The 19,464-nt window shown below is 37.3% G+C and carries 21 protein-coding genes; 7 read left to right on the top strand and 14 right to left on the bottom strand.

Annotated features, from left to right (window positions below):
- Positions 1–215: 215 nt before the first annotated feature.
- The 3 genes from IGI58_RS13530 to IGI58_RS13520 all read left to right on the top strand — a co-directional run bounded on the left by IGI58_RS13530 (position 216) and on the right by IGI58_RS13520 (position 4,350).
- Positions 216–2,375, top strand: coding sequence for an amino acid ABC transporter substrate-binding protein/permease (locus IGI58_RS13530; protein WP_429952986.1), 2,160 nt, complete (start codon positions 216–218; stop codon positions 2,373–2,375).
- Between the two features lies 1 nt (position 2,376).
- A complete protein-coding gene (locus tag IGI58_RS13525) occupies positions 2,377–3,114 on the top strand; it encodes an amino acid ABC transporter ATP-binding protein (RefSeq protein WP_087639568.1) in 738 nt (245 codons plus the stop codon).
- 132 nt (positions 3,115–3,246) lie between these two features.
- Positions 3,247–4,350, top strand: coding sequence for an SLC13 family permease (locus tag IGI58_RS13520; RefSeq protein ID WP_429952987.1), 1,104 nt, complete (start codon positions 3,247–3,249; stop codon positions 4,348–4,350).
- Positions 4,351–4,394: 44 nt separating this feature from the next.
- Here the strand turns inward: IGI58_RS13520 and IGI58_RS13515 are convergent, their stop codons facing one another.
- The 13 genes from IGI58_RS13515 to IGI58_RS13455 all read right to left on the bottom strand — a co-directional run bounded on the left by IGI58_RS13515 (position 4,395) and on the right by IGI58_RS13455 (position 14,721).
- Positions 4,395–5,336 carry a rhodanese-related sulfurtransferase gene (locus tag IGI58_RS13515; RefSeq protein ID WP_429952988.1) on the bottom strand — a complete coding sequence of 314 codons (942 nt, stop codon included), beginning with the start codon at positions 5,334–5,336 and terminating at the stop codon, positions 4,395–4,397.
- A 182-nt stretch (positions 5,337–5,518) separates the two neighbouring features.
- A complete protein-coding gene (locus IGI58_RS13510; RefSeq protein ID WP_087639565.1) occupies positions 5,519–5,890 on the bottom strand; it encodes a VOC family protein in 372 nt (123 codons plus the stop codon).
- Between the two features lie 173 nt (positions 5,891–6,063).
- Entirely contained in the window at positions 6,064–7,455 is a 1,392-nt protein-coding gene (locus IGI58_RS13505) for an L-cystine transporter (RefSeq protein WP_087639562.1), read from the bottom strand.
- Positions 7,456–7,712: 257 nt separating this feature from the next.
- Complete coding sequence (locus IGI58_RS13500; protein WP_429952989.1) at positions 7,713–8,102, bottom strand: DUF1149 family protein; 390 nt, start codon at positions 8,100–8,102, stop codon at positions 7,713–7,715.
- Positions 8,103–8,224: 122 nt separating this feature from the next.
- Positions 8,225–9,568, bottom strand: a complete 1,344-nt coding sequence (locus IGI58_RS13495) for a PFL family protein (protein ID WP_225533000.1) — start codon at positions 9,566–9,568, stop codon at positions 8,225–8,227.
- Between the two features lie 89 nt (positions 9,569–9,657).
- Positions 9,658–9,927: an ACT domain-containing protein gene (locus tag IGI58_RS13490; RefSeq protein WP_429952990.1), complete on the bottom strand. Its 270-nt coding sequence runs from the start codon at positions 9,925–9,927 to the stop codon at positions 9,658–9,660.
- A gap of 171 nt (positions 9,928–10,098) precedes the next feature.
- Complete coding sequence (locus tag IGI58_RS13485; protein ID WP_429952992.1) at positions 10,099–10,530, bottom strand: hypothetical protein; 432 nt, start codon at positions 10,528–10,530, stop codon at positions 10,099–10,101.
- A 62-nt stretch (positions 10,531–10,592) separates the two neighbouring features.
- The gene (locus IGI58_RS13480) at positions 10,593–11,480 is read right to left on the bottom strand and encodes a helix-turn-helix transcriptional regulator (protein ID WP_429952993.1); all 888 of its coding nucleotides are present in this window, start codon (positions 11,478–11,480) and stop codon (positions 10,593–10,595) included.
- The gene (locus tag IGI58_RS13475) at positions 11,473–11,874 is read right to left on the bottom strand and encodes a DUF3224 domain-containing protein (protein ID WP_429952994.1); all 402 of its coding nucleotides are present in this window, start codon (positions 11,872–11,874) and stop codon (positions 11,473–11,475) included. Before IGI58_RS13475 ends, IGI58_RS13480 begins: the two co-directional genes overlap by 8 nt.
- A gap of 331 nt (positions 11,875–12,205) precedes the next feature.
- On the bottom strand, positions 12,206–12,460 hold the full coding sequence (locus IGI58_RS13470) for a metal-sensitive transcriptional regulator (protein ID WP_429952995.1): 255 nt from the start codon (positions 12,458–12,460) through the stop codon (positions 12,206–12,208).
- Positions 12,450–12,755, bottom strand: a complete 306-nt coding sequence (locus tag IGI58_RS13465; RefSeq protein WP_429952996.1) for a rhodanese-like domain-containing protein — start codon at positions 12,753–12,755, stop codon at positions 12,450–12,452. Before IGI58_RS13465 ends, IGI58_RS13470 begins: the two co-directional genes overlap by 11 nt.
- Positions 12,755–14,407, bottom strand: coding sequence for an FAD-dependent oxidoreductase (locus IGI58_RS13460; protein ID WP_429952997.1), 1,653 nt, complete (start codon positions 14,405–14,407; stop codon positions 12,755–12,757). Before IGI58_RS13460 ends, IGI58_RS13465 begins: the two co-directional genes overlap by 1 nt.
- Positions 14,407–14,721, bottom strand: coding sequence for a rhodanese-like domain-containing protein (locus tag IGI58_RS13455; RefSeq protein WP_429952998.1), 315 nt, complete (start codon positions 14,719–14,721; stop codon positions 14,407–14,409). The genes IGI58_RS13460 and IGI58_RS13455 overlap by 1 nt, the downstream gene beginning before the upstream one ends.
- 242 nt (positions 14,722–14,963) lie before the next feature.
- Here IGI58_RS13455 and IGI58_RS13450 point away from each other — a divergent pair, with 242 nt between their 5' ends.
- Genes IGI58_RS13450 through IGI58_RS13435 form a run of 4 tightly spaced genes read left to right on the top strand, consistent with a single transcriptional unit; the run spans position 14,964 to position 18,272 of the window.
- Entirely contained in the window at positions 14,964–15,533 is a 570-nt protein-coding gene (locus IGI58_RS13450; RefSeq protein WP_429952999.1) for a glycoside hydrolase family 73 protein, read from the top strand.
- 53 nt (positions 15,534–15,586) lie between these two features.
- Complete coding sequence (locus IGI58_RS13445; RefSeq protein WP_429953000.1) at positions 15,587–16,213, top strand: hypothetical protein; 627 nt, start codon at positions 15,587–15,589, stop codon at positions 16,211–16,213.
- Between the two features lie 15 nt (positions 16,214–16,228).
- Positions 16,229–16,873, top strand: a complete 645-nt coding sequence (locus tag IGI58_RS13440) for a response regulator transcription factor (RefSeq protein ID WP_429953001.1) — start codon at positions 16,229–16,231, stop codon at positions 16,871–16,873.
- A complete protein-coding gene (locus IGI58_RS13435; protein WP_429953002.1) occupies positions 16,857–18,272 on the top strand; it encodes a sensor histidine kinase in 1,416 nt (471 codons plus the stop codon). The genes IGI58_RS13440 and IGI58_RS13435 overlap by 17 nt, the downstream gene beginning before the upstream one ends.
- Positions 18,273–18,333: 61 nt before the next feature.
- Here IGI58_RS13435 and IGI58_RS13430 read toward each other — a convergent pair whose 3' ends face one another.
- A complete protein-coding gene (locus IGI58_RS13430; protein ID WP_429953003.1) occupies positions 18,334–19,407 on the bottom strand; it encodes an endonuclease/exonuclease/phosphatase family protein in 1,074 nt (357 codons plus the stop codon).
- Between the last annotated feature and the right edge of the window lie 57 nt (positions 19,408–19,464).

The raw sequence follows: 19,464 nt of genomic DNA, 5'->3' as shown, positions 1-19,464 counted from the left end.
CGCCACCTTTAGAATATATTGCGTATACGCATTTTTTTACACTTTCAACTTTATTTTTAGTTTTTAGCTTCAATATTTTTCACTTTAAAATGTGATATTAAGTGACATCAAATGTTAGAAAACGACATTTTTTTACGTTTAACTTGTTTAATGACTTGTGTTTTACCCTTTTTTTACTATATAATTATTCAATATGTAAATATAGGAGGTATTTTATGAAAAAGAAACATTTTTTGCTTTCATTTATGCTAATGATGGCAAGTCTACTGACATTTACACTTGGACAGTCGGCTCAGGCTGAGGAAAAAACATATAATATAGGAACAGATTTAACTTTTGCGCCTTTTGAATTTCAAGATTCCAAAGGAGAATACATCGGTATCGATGTCGATCTGCTTAAAGCCATTGCAGATGACCAAGGCTTTAAGGTCAATCTAAAACCACTTGGCTTTGATAGTGCTATTCAGGCAGTTCAGTCAAAACAAGTTGATGGAATGATTGCCGGAATGAGTATCACAGACGAGCGTAAGAAATCTTTTGATTTCTCAGAACCTTATTTTGATAGCGGATTGCAGATGGCTGTCAAAAAAGGCAACGATAAGATCAAAGCTTATGATGATTTAAAAGGAAAAACCGTTGCTGCTAAAGTGGGAACAGAAAGTGCTACTTTCCTTGAAAAAAATCAAGATAAATATGGCTATACAATCAAAAACTTTGACGATGCTACTGGACTTTACCAAGCACTCGAAAATGGTGAAGCAGACGCAATTTTTGATGACTACCCTGTGTTAGGCTATGCAATCACGAATGGTCAGAAATTACAGTTAGTCGGTAAAAAAGAAACAGGAAGTTCTTACGGGTTTGCGGTAAAAAAAGGGCAAAATAAAGAATTACTTGAAAAATTCAACGCTGGTTTGAAAGACTTGAAAGACTCTGGTAAATATGATGAAATCATTGCCAATTACATTTCTACTGGAAATGAATCAGAGGAACAAGCCGATACACAAATGAAAAAGATTCAACCAAAAAAAGATACGTATGTCATTGCCAGTGATTCAACATTCGCACCTTTTGAATTCCAAAATTCTGATGGTGAATATGAAGGAATCGACGTTGATCTAGTCACACGAATCGCTGAACTCCAAGGATTCAATATTGAATTTAAGTTTATTGGTTTTAGTTCAGCTGTTCAGGCGGTTGAATCTGGACAGGCAGATGGGATGATCGCTGGAATGACGATCACTGACGAACGTGAAAAATCATTCGACTTCTCAACTCCTTATTTCAATAGCGGGATCCAAATCGCTGTCAAGAAAGGCAACGACAAAATTACTTCTTATGAAGATTTAAACGGGAAAAAAGTCGGTGCAAAAATCGGGACAGAAAGTGCTGATTTTCTTGAAGCAAATAAAAGCAAATATGGTTACTCCATCAAATATTTAGATACAACTGATGCTTTATACAGTGCCCTTGAAATCGGTGAAATCGAAGCAATGATGGATGATTATCCTGTTATTGGTTATGGCGTTGCTCAAAAACAGCCTTTAGTAACACCGATTCCTCGTGAAGAAGGTGGAAAATACGGTTTTGCTGTTAAAAAAGGCAAAAATCCTGAATTGATCCAGATGTTCAACGAAGGGCTTGCCGAATTAAAACGAACAGGTGAATACGATAAAATCGTTGGCAAATATATCAAAGATGCTTCTACGGAAAACAAAGTAGATGAATCAACATTTGTCGGTATGATCCAAAATAACTGGAAACGACTATTAAGTGGATTATGGATGACGATTCAACTAACGTTGATTTCATTCATTCTTGCATTGATCGTTGGTGTGATCTTCGGATTATTCAGCGCCTCTCCTTCTAAAGCGTTACGCGTGATAGCCACTGTTTATGTCGACATCATCCGTGGAATTCCGTTGATGGTACTTGCTTTCTTCATTTATTTTGGTTTACCTGGAATTCTAGGGTTCAATATTCCAGTATTCCTTGCTGGGATCATTACCTTAACGCTAAACGCCAGTGCCTATATCTCTGAAATCGTACGCGGCGGTATCAATGCGGTTCCTACAGGACAAATGGAAGCTTCGCGCAGCTTAGGACTTTCATATAACCGGACAATGCAAAAGATCATTTTACCGCAAGCAATCAGAATCATGATCCCATCATTCGTCAACCAATTTGTTATTTCATTAAAAGATACGACGATCCTTTCAGCGATCGGGTTGATCGAATTATTACAAACAGGAAAAATCATCGTTGCCAGAAACTTACAAAGTACACTTGTTTATTTTGTGATCGCGATGATGTATCTAGTCTTGATCACAGCGTTGACAAAACTAGCAAAAGTCTTGGAAAAGAAGGTGAAATAATATGGCTGAAAAAATTCTAGTCGAGCATTTAGTAAAAAAATATGGTGATAATACTGTTTTAAATGATATTAATGTTTCTATCCAAGAAGGCGATGTTGTTTGCGTGATCGGTCCTTCCGGTTCTGGTAAAAGTACTTTCCTTCGTTGTTTGAATCAACTGGAAGAAGCAACAAGCGGCGATATTATTATTGACGGAGCAAACTTAACAGATAAAAATACCAACATCAATAAAATACGTCAGCATATTGGTATGGTGTTTCAACACTTCAATTTATTTCCACATTTATCGATCATGGAAAATATCACATTAGCTCCTACTGATCTAGGTCGTCTTTCTAAACAAGAGGCGGAAGAAAAAGCCATCCAGCTTTTAGAAACTGTGGGTCTTGCTGATAAAAAAGATAGCTATCCAGAATCATTATCAGGTGGTCAAAAACAACGTGTTGCAATCGCTAGAGCTTTAGCGATGAACCCGGATATCATGCTATTCGATGAACCAACCTCAGCCCTTGATCCAGAAATGGTCGGCGATGTATTAAACGTTATGAAAAAACTTGCAAAACAAGGAATGACGATGGTGATCGTTACTCATGAAATGGGCTTCGCTAAAGAAGTAGCAAATCGTGTGATGTTTATCGATGGCGGAAATTTTCTAGAAGACGGGAGCCCGCAGCAGATCTTTGAGAATCCTCAAAATGAGCGGACGAAAGATTTCTTGGATAAAGTTCTAAATATTTAAGACTAACTAAAAAGACAAGATTTGAATGATTCAAATCTTGTCTTTTTTTAGTTTAAATATTCTTTTCTTGATAAATCTCCTATTCTAACGTAAATTAAAAAAGAAGTTATTTTTGAAAGAAGGCTGCCGTCCATGAAACGCATTTTCTCTTTTTTTATGCATGATCTACTATTTTCTATCTCCTTTCTAATAGCACTTATTAGCTGCTTTTTCGGTACATTTTCAATTGAGTCGATCGACTTTAAAGTCATCATTTGCCTGTTTGGTCTAATGCTGCTTGTCGCTAATATTGAAAAGCTTGGTGTTTTGACCTATCTCGCTGAAAAACTGATCGATATATCGACTACTACTCGTGCTCTCATTAGAAATATCACACTTCTGGCTTTTTTTAGCTCTATGTTATTAACAAATGATGTCGCTATTTTAAGTCTGATGCCGATCTACTTGACGATCACGAAAAAAGTTTCGGACATGAGCCATAAGATGACTGGTGCTGTTCTACTGATCATCGCAGCAAATTTAGGCAGTAGTTTCTTCCCTTTTGGCAACCCGCAAAATTTGTTTTTATTTTCCTATTACTCATTGACTGTTGGTACATTCTTCAGTTGGGCTTCTCTCTTGCTGCTTGTATCGTTCAGCTTCTTATTTCTGTCCTTTTTTTGGATCAAAAAGACCCCTATTCCCAATCAAGAAGAGCCGCTGCCTTCGATTGATCAACGCAAAACCAATTATTTAAGCTTGATCGGATTAGTGATTTTGGTTGGCGTCTTCGACCTGTTTCCTTATTATATCGTCATTCCTATTGCTGTTTTGCTTCTTTCGATGTATGATTTCAGCAGTTTGAAGCAAGTTGATTATCGGTTGTTAGCTACGTTTATCTTTTTCTTTATCGCTGTCGGTAATTTTTCTCAATTGGAAACTATTTCTCTATTGATCAAAAAACAGTTCACAACAAGCTCAGCTACGTTTTTTGGTAGTATCGCAGCTAGTCAGGTTATCAGTAATGTTCCGGCTGCCATCCTTCTCGCTCCATTCACTACTCAAACCCAAGCCCTGTTCTTCGGAGTCAATATTGGTGGCTTAGGAACAATCATCGCTTCTTTAGCTAATCTGATTGGGTTCAAAATTTATAAGCAATATTATCCCAATCAAGGAAAACGATTTTTACTAACGTTTAGTCTGATCAATCTGATTTTTCTACTTGGATTTATTGTCGTCTTTTATTTTACTCTATAAAAAAACAACAAAATGACGATCATTTTGTTGTTTTTTTTCAATTTCTAATTAGCAATTGCTTCCAAACGTGCTGTTACTTCTTGTTCTGTCAAATGATTCTTCGCTACATAGCGATTAGCTGGATGATGACGGCATTCATCTGAACAGCTGCCAAGATATTTAGCTTCATTTTCTTCTGAAGCTAAAATTTGTTTATTACAGAACGGGTTAGCACAGTTGATATAACGTTCGCAAGGTGTTCCATCAAACCAGTCTTTACCGATGATTTTTTTATCGACATGATTGATTTCCACACTGATACGTTCATCGAAAACGTACATTTTTCCATCCCATAATTCACCTTGTACTTCAGGATCTTTTCCATATACAGCAATCCCGCCATGAAGTTGTGAAACATCTTCAAATCCTTCTTTTAGCATCCAGCCAGAAAACTTCTCACAGCGGATTCCGCCCGTACAATAGGTTACGATTTTTTTATCCATAAATTGATCTTTATTTTCTCTGATCCATTGAGGCAGTTCTCTGAAATTACGGATATCAGGGCGAACGGCACCTCTAAAATGTCCCAAATCATATTCATAGTCATTTCTAGCATCAATCACAACAGTATTTTCATCAAGCAAGGCTTCTTTAAATTCCTTAGGCTCTAAATATTTACCTGTTAATTCTAACGGGTTCACATCCTCTTCTAAGTTTAAAGAAACAAGCTCTTTCCTTGGACGGACAAACATTTTATGAAATGCCATCTCTTGTGCTTCATCGATTTTGAAGTAAGTATCTTTGAATCGTTCATCCGCAAGCATTGCTTCCATATAAGCATCTGTGTCAGCGATCGTTCCAGAAAGTGTACCGTTGATTCCTTCTGATGCAACTAAGATTCTTCCTTTTAAATTTAGTGAATTACAAAATGCTAGATGTTCTTTCGCAAATTGTTCTGGATTTTCTAGTGGTGTATATTTATAGTAAAGTAATACACGATAGTCCATTCTTATCTTTCCCCTTTTTGTACAAACTGTTTACAAGACAGTCCTTAATTTATCTTCATACCTATTAAGTATATAAAAAAAGAAAGCGAAAAATCGAGATATTTGCTTGTGTATTAATGTACAATATAAAAGCTTTGAAACATAGCTTCTTCAAGCATATTTCAAAGCTTCTATACTTACCATTATTGTCCAGAAACAGCAAAATAATTTTCGTCATTATCCGCAAAATTAAACACAAGTCCTGTCGGCAGTTGAACCATCTCGCCTACTCGAACACCTGCATCTTTCATTTTTTTATACAAATTCACAATATCATCAGAGAAAAACATCAATGAAGGCGTGTTGCCTGCAACTTCTGGCGAATGTTTTTGAATAAATTCCAAATCATACAAGACTATACTAGTATCTGCATCTTCACCTGGTGACACTTCCACAACCAAAGTTCCATCAACTGCATCTCTTTCCTTCTCTACAAAACCGATTTTTTGCCAAAATCGGCTTGATTCCTCGACATTTGTTACATATAACATGATTTTAATTTGATTAGTAAACATTATTGAGCTCCTTTTCTAGATAGCAATTATTCCATTTCTATTATATACTTTTTACTATATCTTATACCAAGGTTTATGAAAATAATTTTGCTTTAAAAAAGGAGATGCAGCTAATAAATAGCCGTATCTCCTTTTCATTTTAACTCTCTTGGGGAAGAGAAGTGGATCACAAATTATGCATTTTCTTCAATGACTAAATTGCTGTCATTTAGGACATCACGATCTAGTTCATTGATTCTAGAACTCGTCACGATTCCTGCGACCATGCTGTCACTCACGTTAACAGCAGTTCTCGCCATATCGATCAACGGTTCTACAGAAATCACTAATCCAACAATCGCAACTGGTAAGTTCATAGCGCCTAGTACGATCAAGGAAGCAAAAGTCGCTCCACCACCGACACCGGCAACACCAAATGAACTGATTGTAACAATTGCAACTAACATCAAAATAAATTCTAAACTAAAGACATTGATCCCAACAGTTGGTGCAACGATCGTTGCCAACATTGCAGGATAAACCCCTGCACAGCCGTTTTGACCAATAGACAAGCCAAAGCTTGCAGCAAAGTTAGCGGTCGCATCATCGACGCCCAATGCCTTTGTTTGTGTTTCAATATTTAAAGGTAATGCTCCCGCACTTGATCTTGATGTGAAAGCAAAGCTCAATACTGGAAATGATTTTTTCAAATAATTTACAGGATTTACTTTTACCGCAATCAAAATCGCTAAGTGAATCAGCATCACAATAATCAACGCAGTATATGAAGCTAAAACAAATTTACCCAAGTTCAATATTGCTTCAAAATCACTTGTCGCTACCACATTTGTCATCAACGCCAACACGCCATACGGTGTCAAACGCAACACAAGTGTCACGATACGCATCGTAATTTTATAAAGACTATCGATCAGATTGGCGAAAAATTCTCCTTCTTTTGGCGCTTTACGTTTCACACCAAGATAGGCTACACCAACGAAAGCCGCAAAAATAACTACGCCGATCGTACTTGTTGGACGAGTGCCAGCAAAATCTGCAAAAACATTTCTAGGAATAAAGGCTAAAATTTGTTGAGGAATCGATAGGTTTTCAACGGTTTCCTGTCGAGTCGCAAGTTCTGCGATCCGTGCCGTTTCTGCCGCTCCTTCAGTAAATTTCGCACCTTGAAGTCCAAACAATAATGTAGTTCCGATTCCGACCAATGCAGCGACGGCAGTCGTACCTAACAATGTTGCCAGCACATTAAAGCTGATTTTCCCTAATTGTTTGGATTCTTTCATTTTCGTAAATGCTCCGACGATCGAAACAAAGACTAAGGGGATTACGAGCATTTGTAAAAATGCTACATATCCATTACCTACAATACCGATCCAGTCCATTGCTTGTGTTGTAACTTTATCTTGAGTACCAAATGCGAATTGAATAATTGCACCTAAAACAATACCCACGCCTAATGCAGCAAAGACACGCGTTGAAAATTTAAGGTGTTTTTTCTGCATACGATAAAAGACGTATAACACAGCAACAAAAGCCAGGACCACTAAAACAGTGATGAGTGTTGTCATTTTTTTCCCTCCCAATTTTTAAAGCGAAAGCAGCTTTTAGAGCTAACCACCGCAAAATAAATGACAGTCCATCAAAGGAAGTAAAGGTTCCCGGGAATCATTCTTCAATGATCCGCCCTAAAAATTAAAAAGCTTATTTTTAGTGATACGTCTATTTTACCTGATTTTAAATAAGAAAAGATACTTTTTTGTTTCACTGATGATAGTAAAAAAGAGTTTGTGATAGTTTCAGGCTATCGCAAACTCTTTTTTCTATTTTATCCTTCTTGTGATGATTGAAAATTCAATTGAATTCCTGGTTTGTCCAGTGCAATTTCAGTCACTTCATAGGCCATACGTTGAACAATACTGAATAGAGGACTTACTAATTCATCCACTTCTTCTTGGCTGATATCTTCTTGTTTTTCAATTTTGTGATTGATGATATGGTTGATTTGACTCACAGATCCTGACAACACATATTCTTCAAATACTAAGCGAAACTCTAAACGAGCCGCGATAATTGAATTTTCTTTAGGATAACTTTCATCTGTTGATTCGATTGGTGAAAAACCAACTCTCAGATCTGTTTCTACCTCGCCCATATCTTGTGTACGCATATCGTAATGAAAAGCTTCTACGACTTCTTGCTGACGTTTTATTTCCACGTTTTTGTACTCTCCTTTATATTCGGTTTGACAGTCGCTATTTTACTGAAAAAATAATTGCTCTGCTTAAAATCATTATAACATATTTCTTTTTCTTAAAAATAGCTCAAACCCTTATTCCATTAATTTTTAAAAGAATGGATCGGCGCTGGAATACGTCCGCCGCGTAAAATAAAATCGGTAGAAGCGTAGTCATTGACTTTCATCACAGGTGCTCTGCCTAATAATCCGCCAAATTCTACCATATCTCCTACTTGTGTTCCTTTGGCTGGAATGATTCTGACAGCCGTCGTCTTATGATTGATCACACCGATCGCTGCTTCATCAGCGATCATAGCGGCAATTGTTTCAGCAGAGGTTTCTCCAGGAATCGCGATCATATCTAAGCCTACCGAACAAATGGCAGTCATTGCCTCTAATTTTTCCAAATTCAAAGCGCCATTATTCACCGCATCGATCATGCCGGCATCCTCAGAGACTGGAATAAATGCGCCGGAAAGTCCACCAACGTGATTACATGCCATTACTCCACCTTTTTTCACTGCGTCGTTCAATAGAGCCAATGCAGCAGTTGTCCCATGAGTCCCAACGCTTTCCAAGCCCATCTCTTCTAAAATATAGGCAACACTATCTCCAACAGCTGGTGTAGGCGCTAAAGATAAATCAACGATCCCAAACGGAACATTCAGTCGTTCGGAAGCAATTTTTCCAACTAACTGACCCATTCGTGTGATTTTAAAAGCTGTTTGTTTTACGACCTCAGCTACAACATCAAAAGGCTCACCTTTGACCTTTTCCAGTGCCCGTTTGACAACTCCTGGTCCACTGACGCCCACATTGATGACGCAATCAGCTTCCCCTACGCCATGGAAGGCACCTGCCATAAATGGATTGTCTTCAACAGCATTTGCGAATACGACTAATTTGGCACAGCCCATATCGGATCTTTCTGCAGTTTCTTTGATCACATAGCCCATATGACGAACAGCATCCATATTGATACCGGCACGGGTTGAGCCGATATTCACAGAAGAACACACAAATTCCGTTTCAGCCAATGCTTGTGGAATCGAATTAATTAGAATATCGTCACCATGCTGATACCCCTTTTCAACTAAAGCGCTAAATCCGCCAATAAAGTTGACCCCAACCGCTTGAGCTGCTCTATCTAATGCTTTCGCATATTTCACATAATCTTTATCTGGACTAGCTGCGGCAATGATCCCAATCGGAGTTACTGAAATCCGTTTGTTGATGATCGGAATCCCGTACTCTGATTCAATCTCAGCTCCAACTTTAACCAGATTTTTCGCTAAGCGAGTGATTTTTTCATATATTTTTTGACAGGCACGATCACTATCACTATCAATACAATCAAGTAATGAAATCCCCATCGTGATCGTTCTGATGTCTAAATTTTCTTCTTCGATCATGCGAATCGTTTCTAAAATTTGGTTTGTTTCCAAAATGATTCCTCCTAATTTTAAAAGTAACACGAACTAGCTTATCAAGTTAGATGATGTTAAAAAATAAAGCTCAAGCTAGTATATGATTATTATAACTTGTGCATCACGTTGAATATTTCTTCGTTTTGGATACTGATCGTGACTCCTAACCGTTCACCTAATTCATTCAATATTGCACGAATGTCTTCAAAATTAGCTTGTTCTTTGGAAAGTTCTAGTACCATCATCATCGTAAAATAGCTGTCCATGATCGTTTGAGAAACATCAAGAATATTAATATTCATTTCAGCTAATGTCTGGCTTACACCAGCGATGATCCCTACTTTATCTTTTCCTATAACTGTCAGTACTGCCCGCATATATTTTCCTCCTCAATCATTTTTTCCATTATAACATAGCACGTTCACTTGTTAACAAAAAAGCGGAACAAATCCTACTAAAATGAACTGATTGTTCGCTTTTCAACAAAAAAATTGAAAATCAACTCTTCCTAGTCAATTTTCAATCTACTACTTCTACTTTATTCATTTTTAAACCACTCTAAAAAACTGCTCTTTACATTTCGAACAAGATACTTTGATCTTGCCTCTTTTTTTCGGCGCACGTAACTGCTGTTTACAAGCTGGACATTTAAAGTAACGATAGGTATGCCGATTGACGAATCTTATCTTGATCATCGAAAAAAACGTTAGCACCCGTTGTTGGCTCGCTACAAAACGAGTATTTTCATTTGCTCTTGGGTATATCCGTTTTGAAAAAAAACGATAATTCGACCATAACCATAACCCAAATGCTGCAAAAAATACAACTGACGTTGATAAAAATAAATTTACTATCAGCAAAATCAAGCTAAGCGACAACAACGTACGATTAAGTGAATCGATTCGTGCATATCTTCCAGTTAATAATTTCTGCATTTTTCTATTCCAACGAAGCAATCGCTCAAACCACAGCTGTTTCATGTTATCCCTCTTTCTCTACTCTATGCTATTATCTCAATCAATAATCACCAATTCAAGAGTATTTACGAATAAATTTGCTGGAGTTTTTGAATTTCCTCTTTGATTTGAGCTTTGACTTCGTCCGGCTCTATCACTTCGATCGCACTACCAAAAGAAAGTAAATAAGACGTTAGCCAACTGCCTTTCGGTTGCTGTGTTCTTACCGTCGTATACTTTTCATAAGGCTCTATTTCAACTTCAGACAGCTCTTCTTTGATTCTATAAAAGAGCTCATTTTGTACTCGGAATACCACATCAGTCGTTTCAAATCGTGGCTGATAGTTTTTGTCTAAAAGCAATACATCGATTTCATTATCTGTCATGACCAAATCAGCGATCCGTTTTAATTTAAATAAGCGCGTCGTTTTTCGAACACAACAATATCCTGCAAGATACCAAGCATTTTGCTTAAAGATCAGTTTGTTGGGCATGACTTCCCGAGAAATTCCTTCACCTTTGCCATTCTTATAATAAAAAGAAACACATTTCCCTTTTATTTTGGCTTCTGTGATCAATTCGATCGCATGAGCTTCGTCTTCTTGTCCCCAAGTTGAAAAATCGATATCGATCCAAGGTTCTATTTCTTTATTGAATAAGGAGGAAAGTTTATTGACTAATGGCTCGACACTGCTCAGATTCGCCGCCGATAAGTTCTGTAACCCTACTATGATCTGGTCTTGTTCTTCATCATCGACAAAGGTTGCCGGCAAATGATGTGTATCCAACAAATGGATCCCTCCATCACGACCACTTTTAGCGTATATCGGAAAGCCTTGAGCAGACAATACATCAATATCCCGATAGATCGTCCGCGTCGAAACTTCCAACTGTTCTGCCAGATAAGTCGCTTTCACTTTATTATGGAGAGTCAGGTAGTGCATGATGTAGAATAATCTTGATAAACTATTCATGTATCTTAAAATCCAAGATCAGTTTGCTTGTTTCACCAATAAAATCGTACTGATAAGAACCAGACAATCCCTGTAATTCTCCTGTACCTTTGATGATCATTCCAGGTGAATCAAGTGCTCCTTTATCGAATAAGCCTTTTTCCGCAGCTGTAAAGGTTCCTGTTTTTCCTTTATACTGTCCTTCAAAATGAAGAAATCCAGTAATTCTAGCTGTGGCAAGATGGCCATCTTCTTGATTGCTTTCAATATAGTATAATAGATATTCAACCCATGCGATTCCTTGCAAATCTCCTTCAAGCTGATACTGAGCGTGTACTTGATTGAGCGGAAAATCTGTCTTTTCAGCATCAATCGCCTGTTCATCCCACTTGGTCACGTTAAATGTTGTACTCATACTTACTCCTCCCTATAATCTAAATAATACCAAACGTATGTTCTTTTTTCAAGATAGAATTGTCAACTATTGAAATATATCTTCTGAATGAAATAAACCAGATCATTAACATTCTTTTTAAATAAAGCAGCGATTACAATATTCATCATAATTATCCATTTAATACAAACAAAAAGAGAGCCTAACACTGAAGTGTTCAACTCTTAGTGCTTTAGCACTTAGAACTGAAGACCTTGATCCTCAAGCTCGAATCCTTCTATCCCAACCTCATCTCTTCAAAAAAAAACGTTAAACTTTCTAGGCTAGGCCTGAAGTTTAACGTCTTTTTAGTTTATCTTGTTTTTACGATCATCTCTAAAGCTTTGGTTAAGTCTTCACTGGAAAGATCGATCTGCTCATCTTCCATACATTGTTTCAAATTCTCAGTCACAACAAGTCCAATCACTTTATCGATACTAGAACGGACAGCCATCAGTTGAGTCACAACTTCACGGCAGTCCTTCCCTTCTTCCATCATTCTTAAAACGCCACGAATTTGCCCCTCTGAACGTTTCAAACGATTTGCTAATTTAGGATCACATACCACTAGTAACTTCTCCTCTCCAAGCAGACATACCGCCCATCACATTAGTTACATCATACCCTAATGATGCTAAAAATTCACTAGCCATTTGAGAACGTCCGCCAGAGTGGCAAATAATATAATATTCTTGTCCTTTATCCAAGCTAACTGCTGTTTCTTGCAGTGTGCTTAGAGGCATGCTTTTTGCTTCTTTGATATGAACAGACTGATATTCGTCCTCTTCTCTCACATCAATAATTTTTAAGTGATTTCTTTTTTGTAATTGTTCGAATTCATCGATCATGATTGATTTATACATTATTTAATAACCTCCTGGGGGTAAATCATGCTATAAAGCTGAAATGCTCCATCTAAATTTTTTACAGTAAAACCATTATTTTTCAAGATTCGTTCTGCTAAGTAGCTTCTTTGGCCGCTTTGACAGCTCACAATTATTTCCTGTTGATTAGGTATTTCATCTAAACGAGCTCTCAACTCATCCAACGGAATATTTTTAGCTTGTGGTAAAGCACCATTATTTTTCAACTCATCAGGATTTCTCACGTCAAGCAACAGCGCACCGTTTTCAATTGCTGCGTTTAACTCATAATATTGAATACTTTCTGAAAAACCTTCTAAAATATTTGCTGCAGCATATCCGATCATATTAACTGGATCTTTTGCTGAACCAAAAGGCGGTGCATACGTAAATTCAAGTTCAGGTAAATCAGTCACTGTCAAACCAGCCTTAATTGTTGTCGCAATAATGTCGATTCGTTTATCTACACCATCTGCTCCAACTGCCTGCGCACCAAATATTTTCCCAGAAACAGGATGAAACAATAATTTCATTACGATCGGATGACTGCCTGGAAAATACCCCGCATGGCTTTTGGATGTCGTATGAACGACTTTATAGTCTAACTTATCATTACGCAATTGCCGCTCGCTTAAGCCAGTACTAGCAGCTGTAAGTTCAAACACACGAACGATTGCAGTGCCGATACTTCCTTGATTTTTTCGTGCTCCTCCCATGATCACATCTGCCACTTGTCTCCCTTGACGATTGGCTGGTGAAGCTAATGAGATCAATGCATCTTCGCCTGTAACTTGCTGCTTCACAACGATCGCATCCCCTACAGCGTAAATATCAGGATCGTTTGTCCGGTAGCTCTCATCAACAAGAATACCACCCCGTAAACCGATCTCTAAGCCAGCGTTTTGCGCTAACTCGCTAGAAGGTTTGACTCCAATTGACAGGATGGTAAAATCACTTTTGATGGTTTCTCCTGTACTTAGTTCAATTGTTTTTCCAGCATCTTTGAATGCGGTTGCTGCAGCCCCTGTATAGACAGTGATTTCATTTCGTTTCAGTTCTTTCTCAACAAATGCAGCCATTTCTTCATCTAGCGGTGGTAAAATTTGCGGAGCTGCTTCGACTATAGTAACATCGATTCCTAATTTTTTTAGATTTTCAGCCATTTCTAGGCCAATGAAACCCGCACCGATCACAACAGCCTGCTTTGGTTGTTCCTGTTTAACTGCTTCAACGATTTTGTCAACATCGGGTACGTTTCTCAAGGTGTGTACATTAGTTGCCTGAGCTAGACCTTCGATTTCTGGGACAACTGGTTGCGCACCAGGTGATAAAATCAGCTGGTCATAGTTGATCACAGCTTCTTTGCCTTTCGCGTTTATCCGAATGTTTTTAGCCTGACGGTTGATTTCAAGTGCTTCTGTTTCCGTATGAACGTCAATGTTAAATCTCTTTTTAAGCTGTTCTGGACTTTGTAAAATCAACGCTGAACGCTCACTGATTTCCCCTGACACATAATAAGGAAGTCCGCAATTTGCAAAAGAAACATAGGGTCCTTTTTCCAACACAGTAATTTCGATTTCCTCTGATAATCTTCTTAATCGAGTCGCAGCTGACATTCCGCCAGCTACGCCGCCAATAATTACCACATGCATTATAATTTTCCTCCTCTGACCGTTCCAGACCAACGGCTCATTCCACCTTTGACATTGAATGCTTGTATACCTTTTTTCCTCAAAAGCTTCGTTGCTTGTCTGCTTCTCAATCCAGATTGGCAAATGACATAAACTGGTCGATCACCCTTCAAGCTGTATGCGCTGATTTTACTCAATGGAATATTTTTGGCGCCAGAAATATGTCCTGTTTGAAATTCTGACTTCTCACGCACATCAATGATTTCTGGATTCAACGTCAATTTTTGTTGAAGTTCTGATCCATTGATCGATGTCTTGTTAAAAAATGAAAACATATGCTCCTCCTTTTTATACCCCTATGGGTATTTGCAAAAACTAGCATAAATGATTTTTGGTAACTTGTAAAGGGAATTGTTTCATTTTTTTCGTTCACTTCTACTTTTCATTCTCAAAAATTTTCTTAATCAAACTGAATTATTTCTTAAGAAAGCCAAACAATTATTAACTTATTTGGCATCTTTTTGTAACATTGAACCTCTATACTACATTTATTCACTAAAAGAAAAGAGGGGATGACATGAATCAAAGAATCCTTATCAAACGAAATGTCTTACCGTTATTATTGATTCTACTTCTTTCGATTGCGAGTATTTTCTTGATTTTTAATAAAGAAGAACAACCTATTCAAGACGAAGCTACTGCGTACCAGCAACTTTTTATCGATGAAATAGCAGCTGAAGCAAAAGTTTTACAACAACAGACACATTTATTCGCCAGCATCACGATTGCTCAGGCAATTTTGGAATCTGATTGGGGACGTAGTGATCTAGCACTCGAAGCGAATAATCTTTTTGGGATCAAAGGCACATTTAATGAGCAGTCTAGTATTATGCCAACTGAGGAATTTATCGATGGTGAACAAATAACGATCGACGATTCATTTAAAAAATATTCGACGATCCAAGAATCGATGGTCGATCATATGGAATTTTTAAACGGAGGAACTTACGAGGCAATCAAAACCAGTCAAAATTATCGTGAAGCTGCTGTCGCTTTACAAAACGGCGGCTATGCGACAGATCCTGAATATGCAGAAAAATTGATCGCCTTGATCGAGGAATTTCAACTAGATAAATATGATAAATAGTCTTCGACTTTCTAAAATCCATCAAAATCTATCAGGATGAGAAAGGTGTTTTTATGGATAAGTACTATACCATTTTAGCTGACAGCGGAAAATTATTGTTCAGAAATAAACTGCACACTATAGTAAATACTCTTTCAATAACGGGGTATTTCTTCAGTCTGACACTTGTTATTCGCTGCTGGCTTACACTAAATTATTTTGAAGCATTAGAAAGAGAAAACTTATTGAACCAAAATGACTTGATAGACTCTTTTACGCAGTCAGCAGCCGCAAGAAATTTGATTTTGTTACTGACGAGTTTAAAGAGCGGTCTATTTTTGATTAGTCTGGGATTATTTTTAGCGGGTCTTTTTTATTTATTTATTCACTTCCAGCATATTCTACTAATAGATAAAGAGGAATTGATCACAAAAAAATTACTGGGAAGCTCTGATTTGAGATTGACTAGTGAACTTTTTTCTGATTTTTTACTCTTTGCCATTCCTAGTGCCTGCATTGGTTTGCTTAGTGCGCAACTGCTTTATATGAAGTTCTTTCTGACAGCTACTTCATGGATCAAAGAACTTCTGTATACCCCTAGCCGTTTTTTTCTCTTGGTCGATTTGCCATTGATCGGGGTGTTTCTACTTGTTCTGATTTTTCAATTTTTCCGTCTAAATTCGCACTTAGCAAGATTATAAAAGGAGTTGCTGCTTATGAATATTTTGATTGCCGATGATAGTCCAGAAATGGTTCAGATTTTGAGTGCTTATATAAAAAAGGCTGGCTTCACCGTATTTACTGCCTTTGATGGTGAAGAAGCACTGGAACTTTTTTATACAGAAAAAATAGATTTAGCGATCATCGACTGGATGATGCCAAAAGTTGATGGTATCGAAGTGATCCAAACTATTAAATCAGAAAGTCCAGTCAAAATTTTGATGCTGACCGCAAAAACAACTGGCGATGATGAATTTCTTTCGTTATCCAGCGGTGCTGATGACTTTCTAACGAAACCCTTTCACCCTAAAGTATTAGTGCTGAGAGTAAAAAAATTACTTGGTATAACAGAAACGATCACGATAAAAAAATTAGTTATCGATCCTGCGAAACTCAATTTTTGGAAAAACGATCAACGAATCGATCTAACAAAAAAGGAAAGTGATCTATTGATGTTCTTAGTCAATAATCGTGGAACGATCTTAACACGAGAACAGCTTTTAATTGATGTTTGGGGAATGGATTATGATAGGGTCGCCCGTACTGTAGATACACATATTAGACGCTTACGGGAAAAAATCGGTGATGAGATCATCACTACCAAAAGAGGAGTGGGTTATCTCGTTGAAAAAGAAAACTAGAAAAATCAGCACGACACTCACACTCACTTTTTCGTTGATCATCATCGGCAGCTTTTTTGTGATGTTCATTTTCAATACATTGGTCGTTCCTTATTACTATAGTGCGAAAATGGAACATAAAGTAGCCTCAGTGATGGCTTCGATCCAACAGTCTCCTAATGACAGCAAACAACTTGAACTTTTGGAAAATGAGCAGCAAGTAACCATCATAACCTATCCATTAGACGGCACTTCACTTGATGATTTCAATGAAGGTTTATCTCTCAACTTGAATAGAAAGCAGGTCGCTTTAAATCGTTTTTGGGTCACACAAGAGACCTTGGAGCAATTACAAAGTACATCCCAATCGATCCAGCGAAGCTTTGATCAAGGAAAACAAAAATCTAGCTTTCTTGTTGAAATGCTGGTGATCGATGATACTTTTTTCTTAGTTGGTGTTTCTACCGTTAATTTCTCTGAAACAGCAGAATTGATTAATAGTTTCAATTTTATTTCCTTGAGTCTTACTCTAGTTTTGATCATTTTTATGATCTATATTTCTGTTCGAAAAATCACAGATCCCCTTGTTGATTTAAAAAAAGTAGCAGAAGAAATCACTGCTTTAACGTTTGTGACAACTGAGAATATCCCTGCAAATGAAATTGGAGAATTAGCAGTCAGTATCAACAAAATGAGCTATGCTTTGGCTACCTACCAAAACAATTTACTAGCGAAAAATAATCGATTGAAGCAATTCACAGCAGATTTGACGCATGAATTAAAAACACCGATCGCGTTGATCAAAGCTTATAGCTCGGGAATCGAGGATGGCTTAGACGATGGTACCTACTTAGACACTATCTTACAACAAGCACAACGTCTAAATGAAATCGTCGATCAAATGCTTGATTATGCAAAATTGGAACAGCAGCATTCCTTGCAAAAGGTTCCACTCCAACTATCTAAGATTTGGAAACAGACGTTGCAGGAACAGGAATCATTGATGAAAAAAGAATCGATCTTGCTCTTAGAAGCTGAAACAGATAGACCACTATCTTTGATCGAAGCTGATCCTTTACTGTTAAAACGTGCGTTTGATAACTTATTGACCAATAGCATCAAATATACCACTGACAAAGAAATCCAAGTCAGCTGGCGTGAAACAAATGAGTTCGTTGAGCTTTCGATCAGTAATCAAACCTCCTTGCCTTCAGATTTTGATGTAGAGAAGCTCTGGGAAGCCTTCTATGTTCATGAAAAATCACGAAATAAAAACCTATCAGGTACAGGATTAGGTTTATCTATCGTTCAATCGATCATGAATGAACACGGATTTGACATAGAAGCGCGTCTCGTCAATAAAACGTTGATCTTCAATTTACATTTTTATAAACAAACGATTGTCGAGGTAAAAGAGTAACTCGGATAGAATAAAATAAAAAACCAGCATTCTAGCTATTCCGAATGCTGGCTTTTTCGCTTTATTTCAATTCAAATGTCATTTCAACCGGATTATGATCTGAATACTCAAACCCTTTATCGATCACTTTTCCATCGATAGTTTGGATATTATCAGAAATAATGAACCCATCGATCAACGCAACAAATGATTTGCCTTTTTCATACGGTTTATCCAAATTACGAACAGAAGGCACTGCTTCTTTTCTTTCGCTCAGCTTCGCTACACTAAGATTTTCGGGTAATTCTGCTTTGGGGAACGGCTGCAGCCAAGTATAAACCTCCGTTGGATCATTTTTAAACGTTTCCGTAGATGAGGGCAGTAGATCGTGGTTGAAGTCTCCACCACAAACCACATAGTTGCCTTTTTTATATTCCCGTTCCATATGATCAAACAGCTTATGCATTTGCTCTTTTTGAATCGCCTGATCTTTGATATATGCGGATAAATGAACATTATAAAGCATCAAATATTTGCCATTTTCAACAGGAATCTTAGATACCGTAAAAGCCCTATCCAAATCAAAAAACTTATTAAAATTGGTTTCGATCGGCAAACTGTAACGTGTACTACTTTCGATTTTTGTATTGCTGAGTGTTAAAATTCCTGATTTTGATTTCCCGATCGGATCCAGCACTGGATACATCAAGAAGGCAGAATCATAATTTACCGCAAAGGAACTTGTATAATCTTTAAAACTTTGATTGATTTGCTGTACTTCATCTACACCATGACTACGCGTCGCTTTTTCATCCACTTCTTGAAAAAGAGCAAAATCAGGCGCTATTTGTTTTGTCGTTTCAATTGCGCCAGCAATATTTTTACGAACACTTTCCTTACTTACCGCTTTTGATTGTTTCCCGCCATCCATAAAAAACGTATAATCAGGAGTATACGAACCATAACCAATATTGAATGTACTTATTTTATATTCTTTGTTTGTATAGAGTGCCTTGCTTTCAGCTTGTTGTTGAACCTTGATTGAACGATCATCTTCGATTCTTGAATAACTAAAATAAACATACCCTACATAAACTAAAATAATAGCGATCATTGCGACAAGTGCGCTGAGTAAAAACTTGATCTTTCTTTTCATTTTTCCTTCCTCTTTCCACCATATAAATAAAAATAGACTAACAACCATTATACAATA

The organism is Enterococcus sp. AZ020 (assembly GCF_050499205.1).
In the GTDB taxonomy this organism is placed as follows: Bacteria; Bacillota; Bacilli; order Lactobacillales; family Enterococcaceae; genus Enterococcus_L; species Enterococcus_L dunnyi.
The sequence above is the reverse complement of the archived record's forward strand: the minus strand, read 5'-3'. Positions and strand labels throughout refer to the sequence as shown.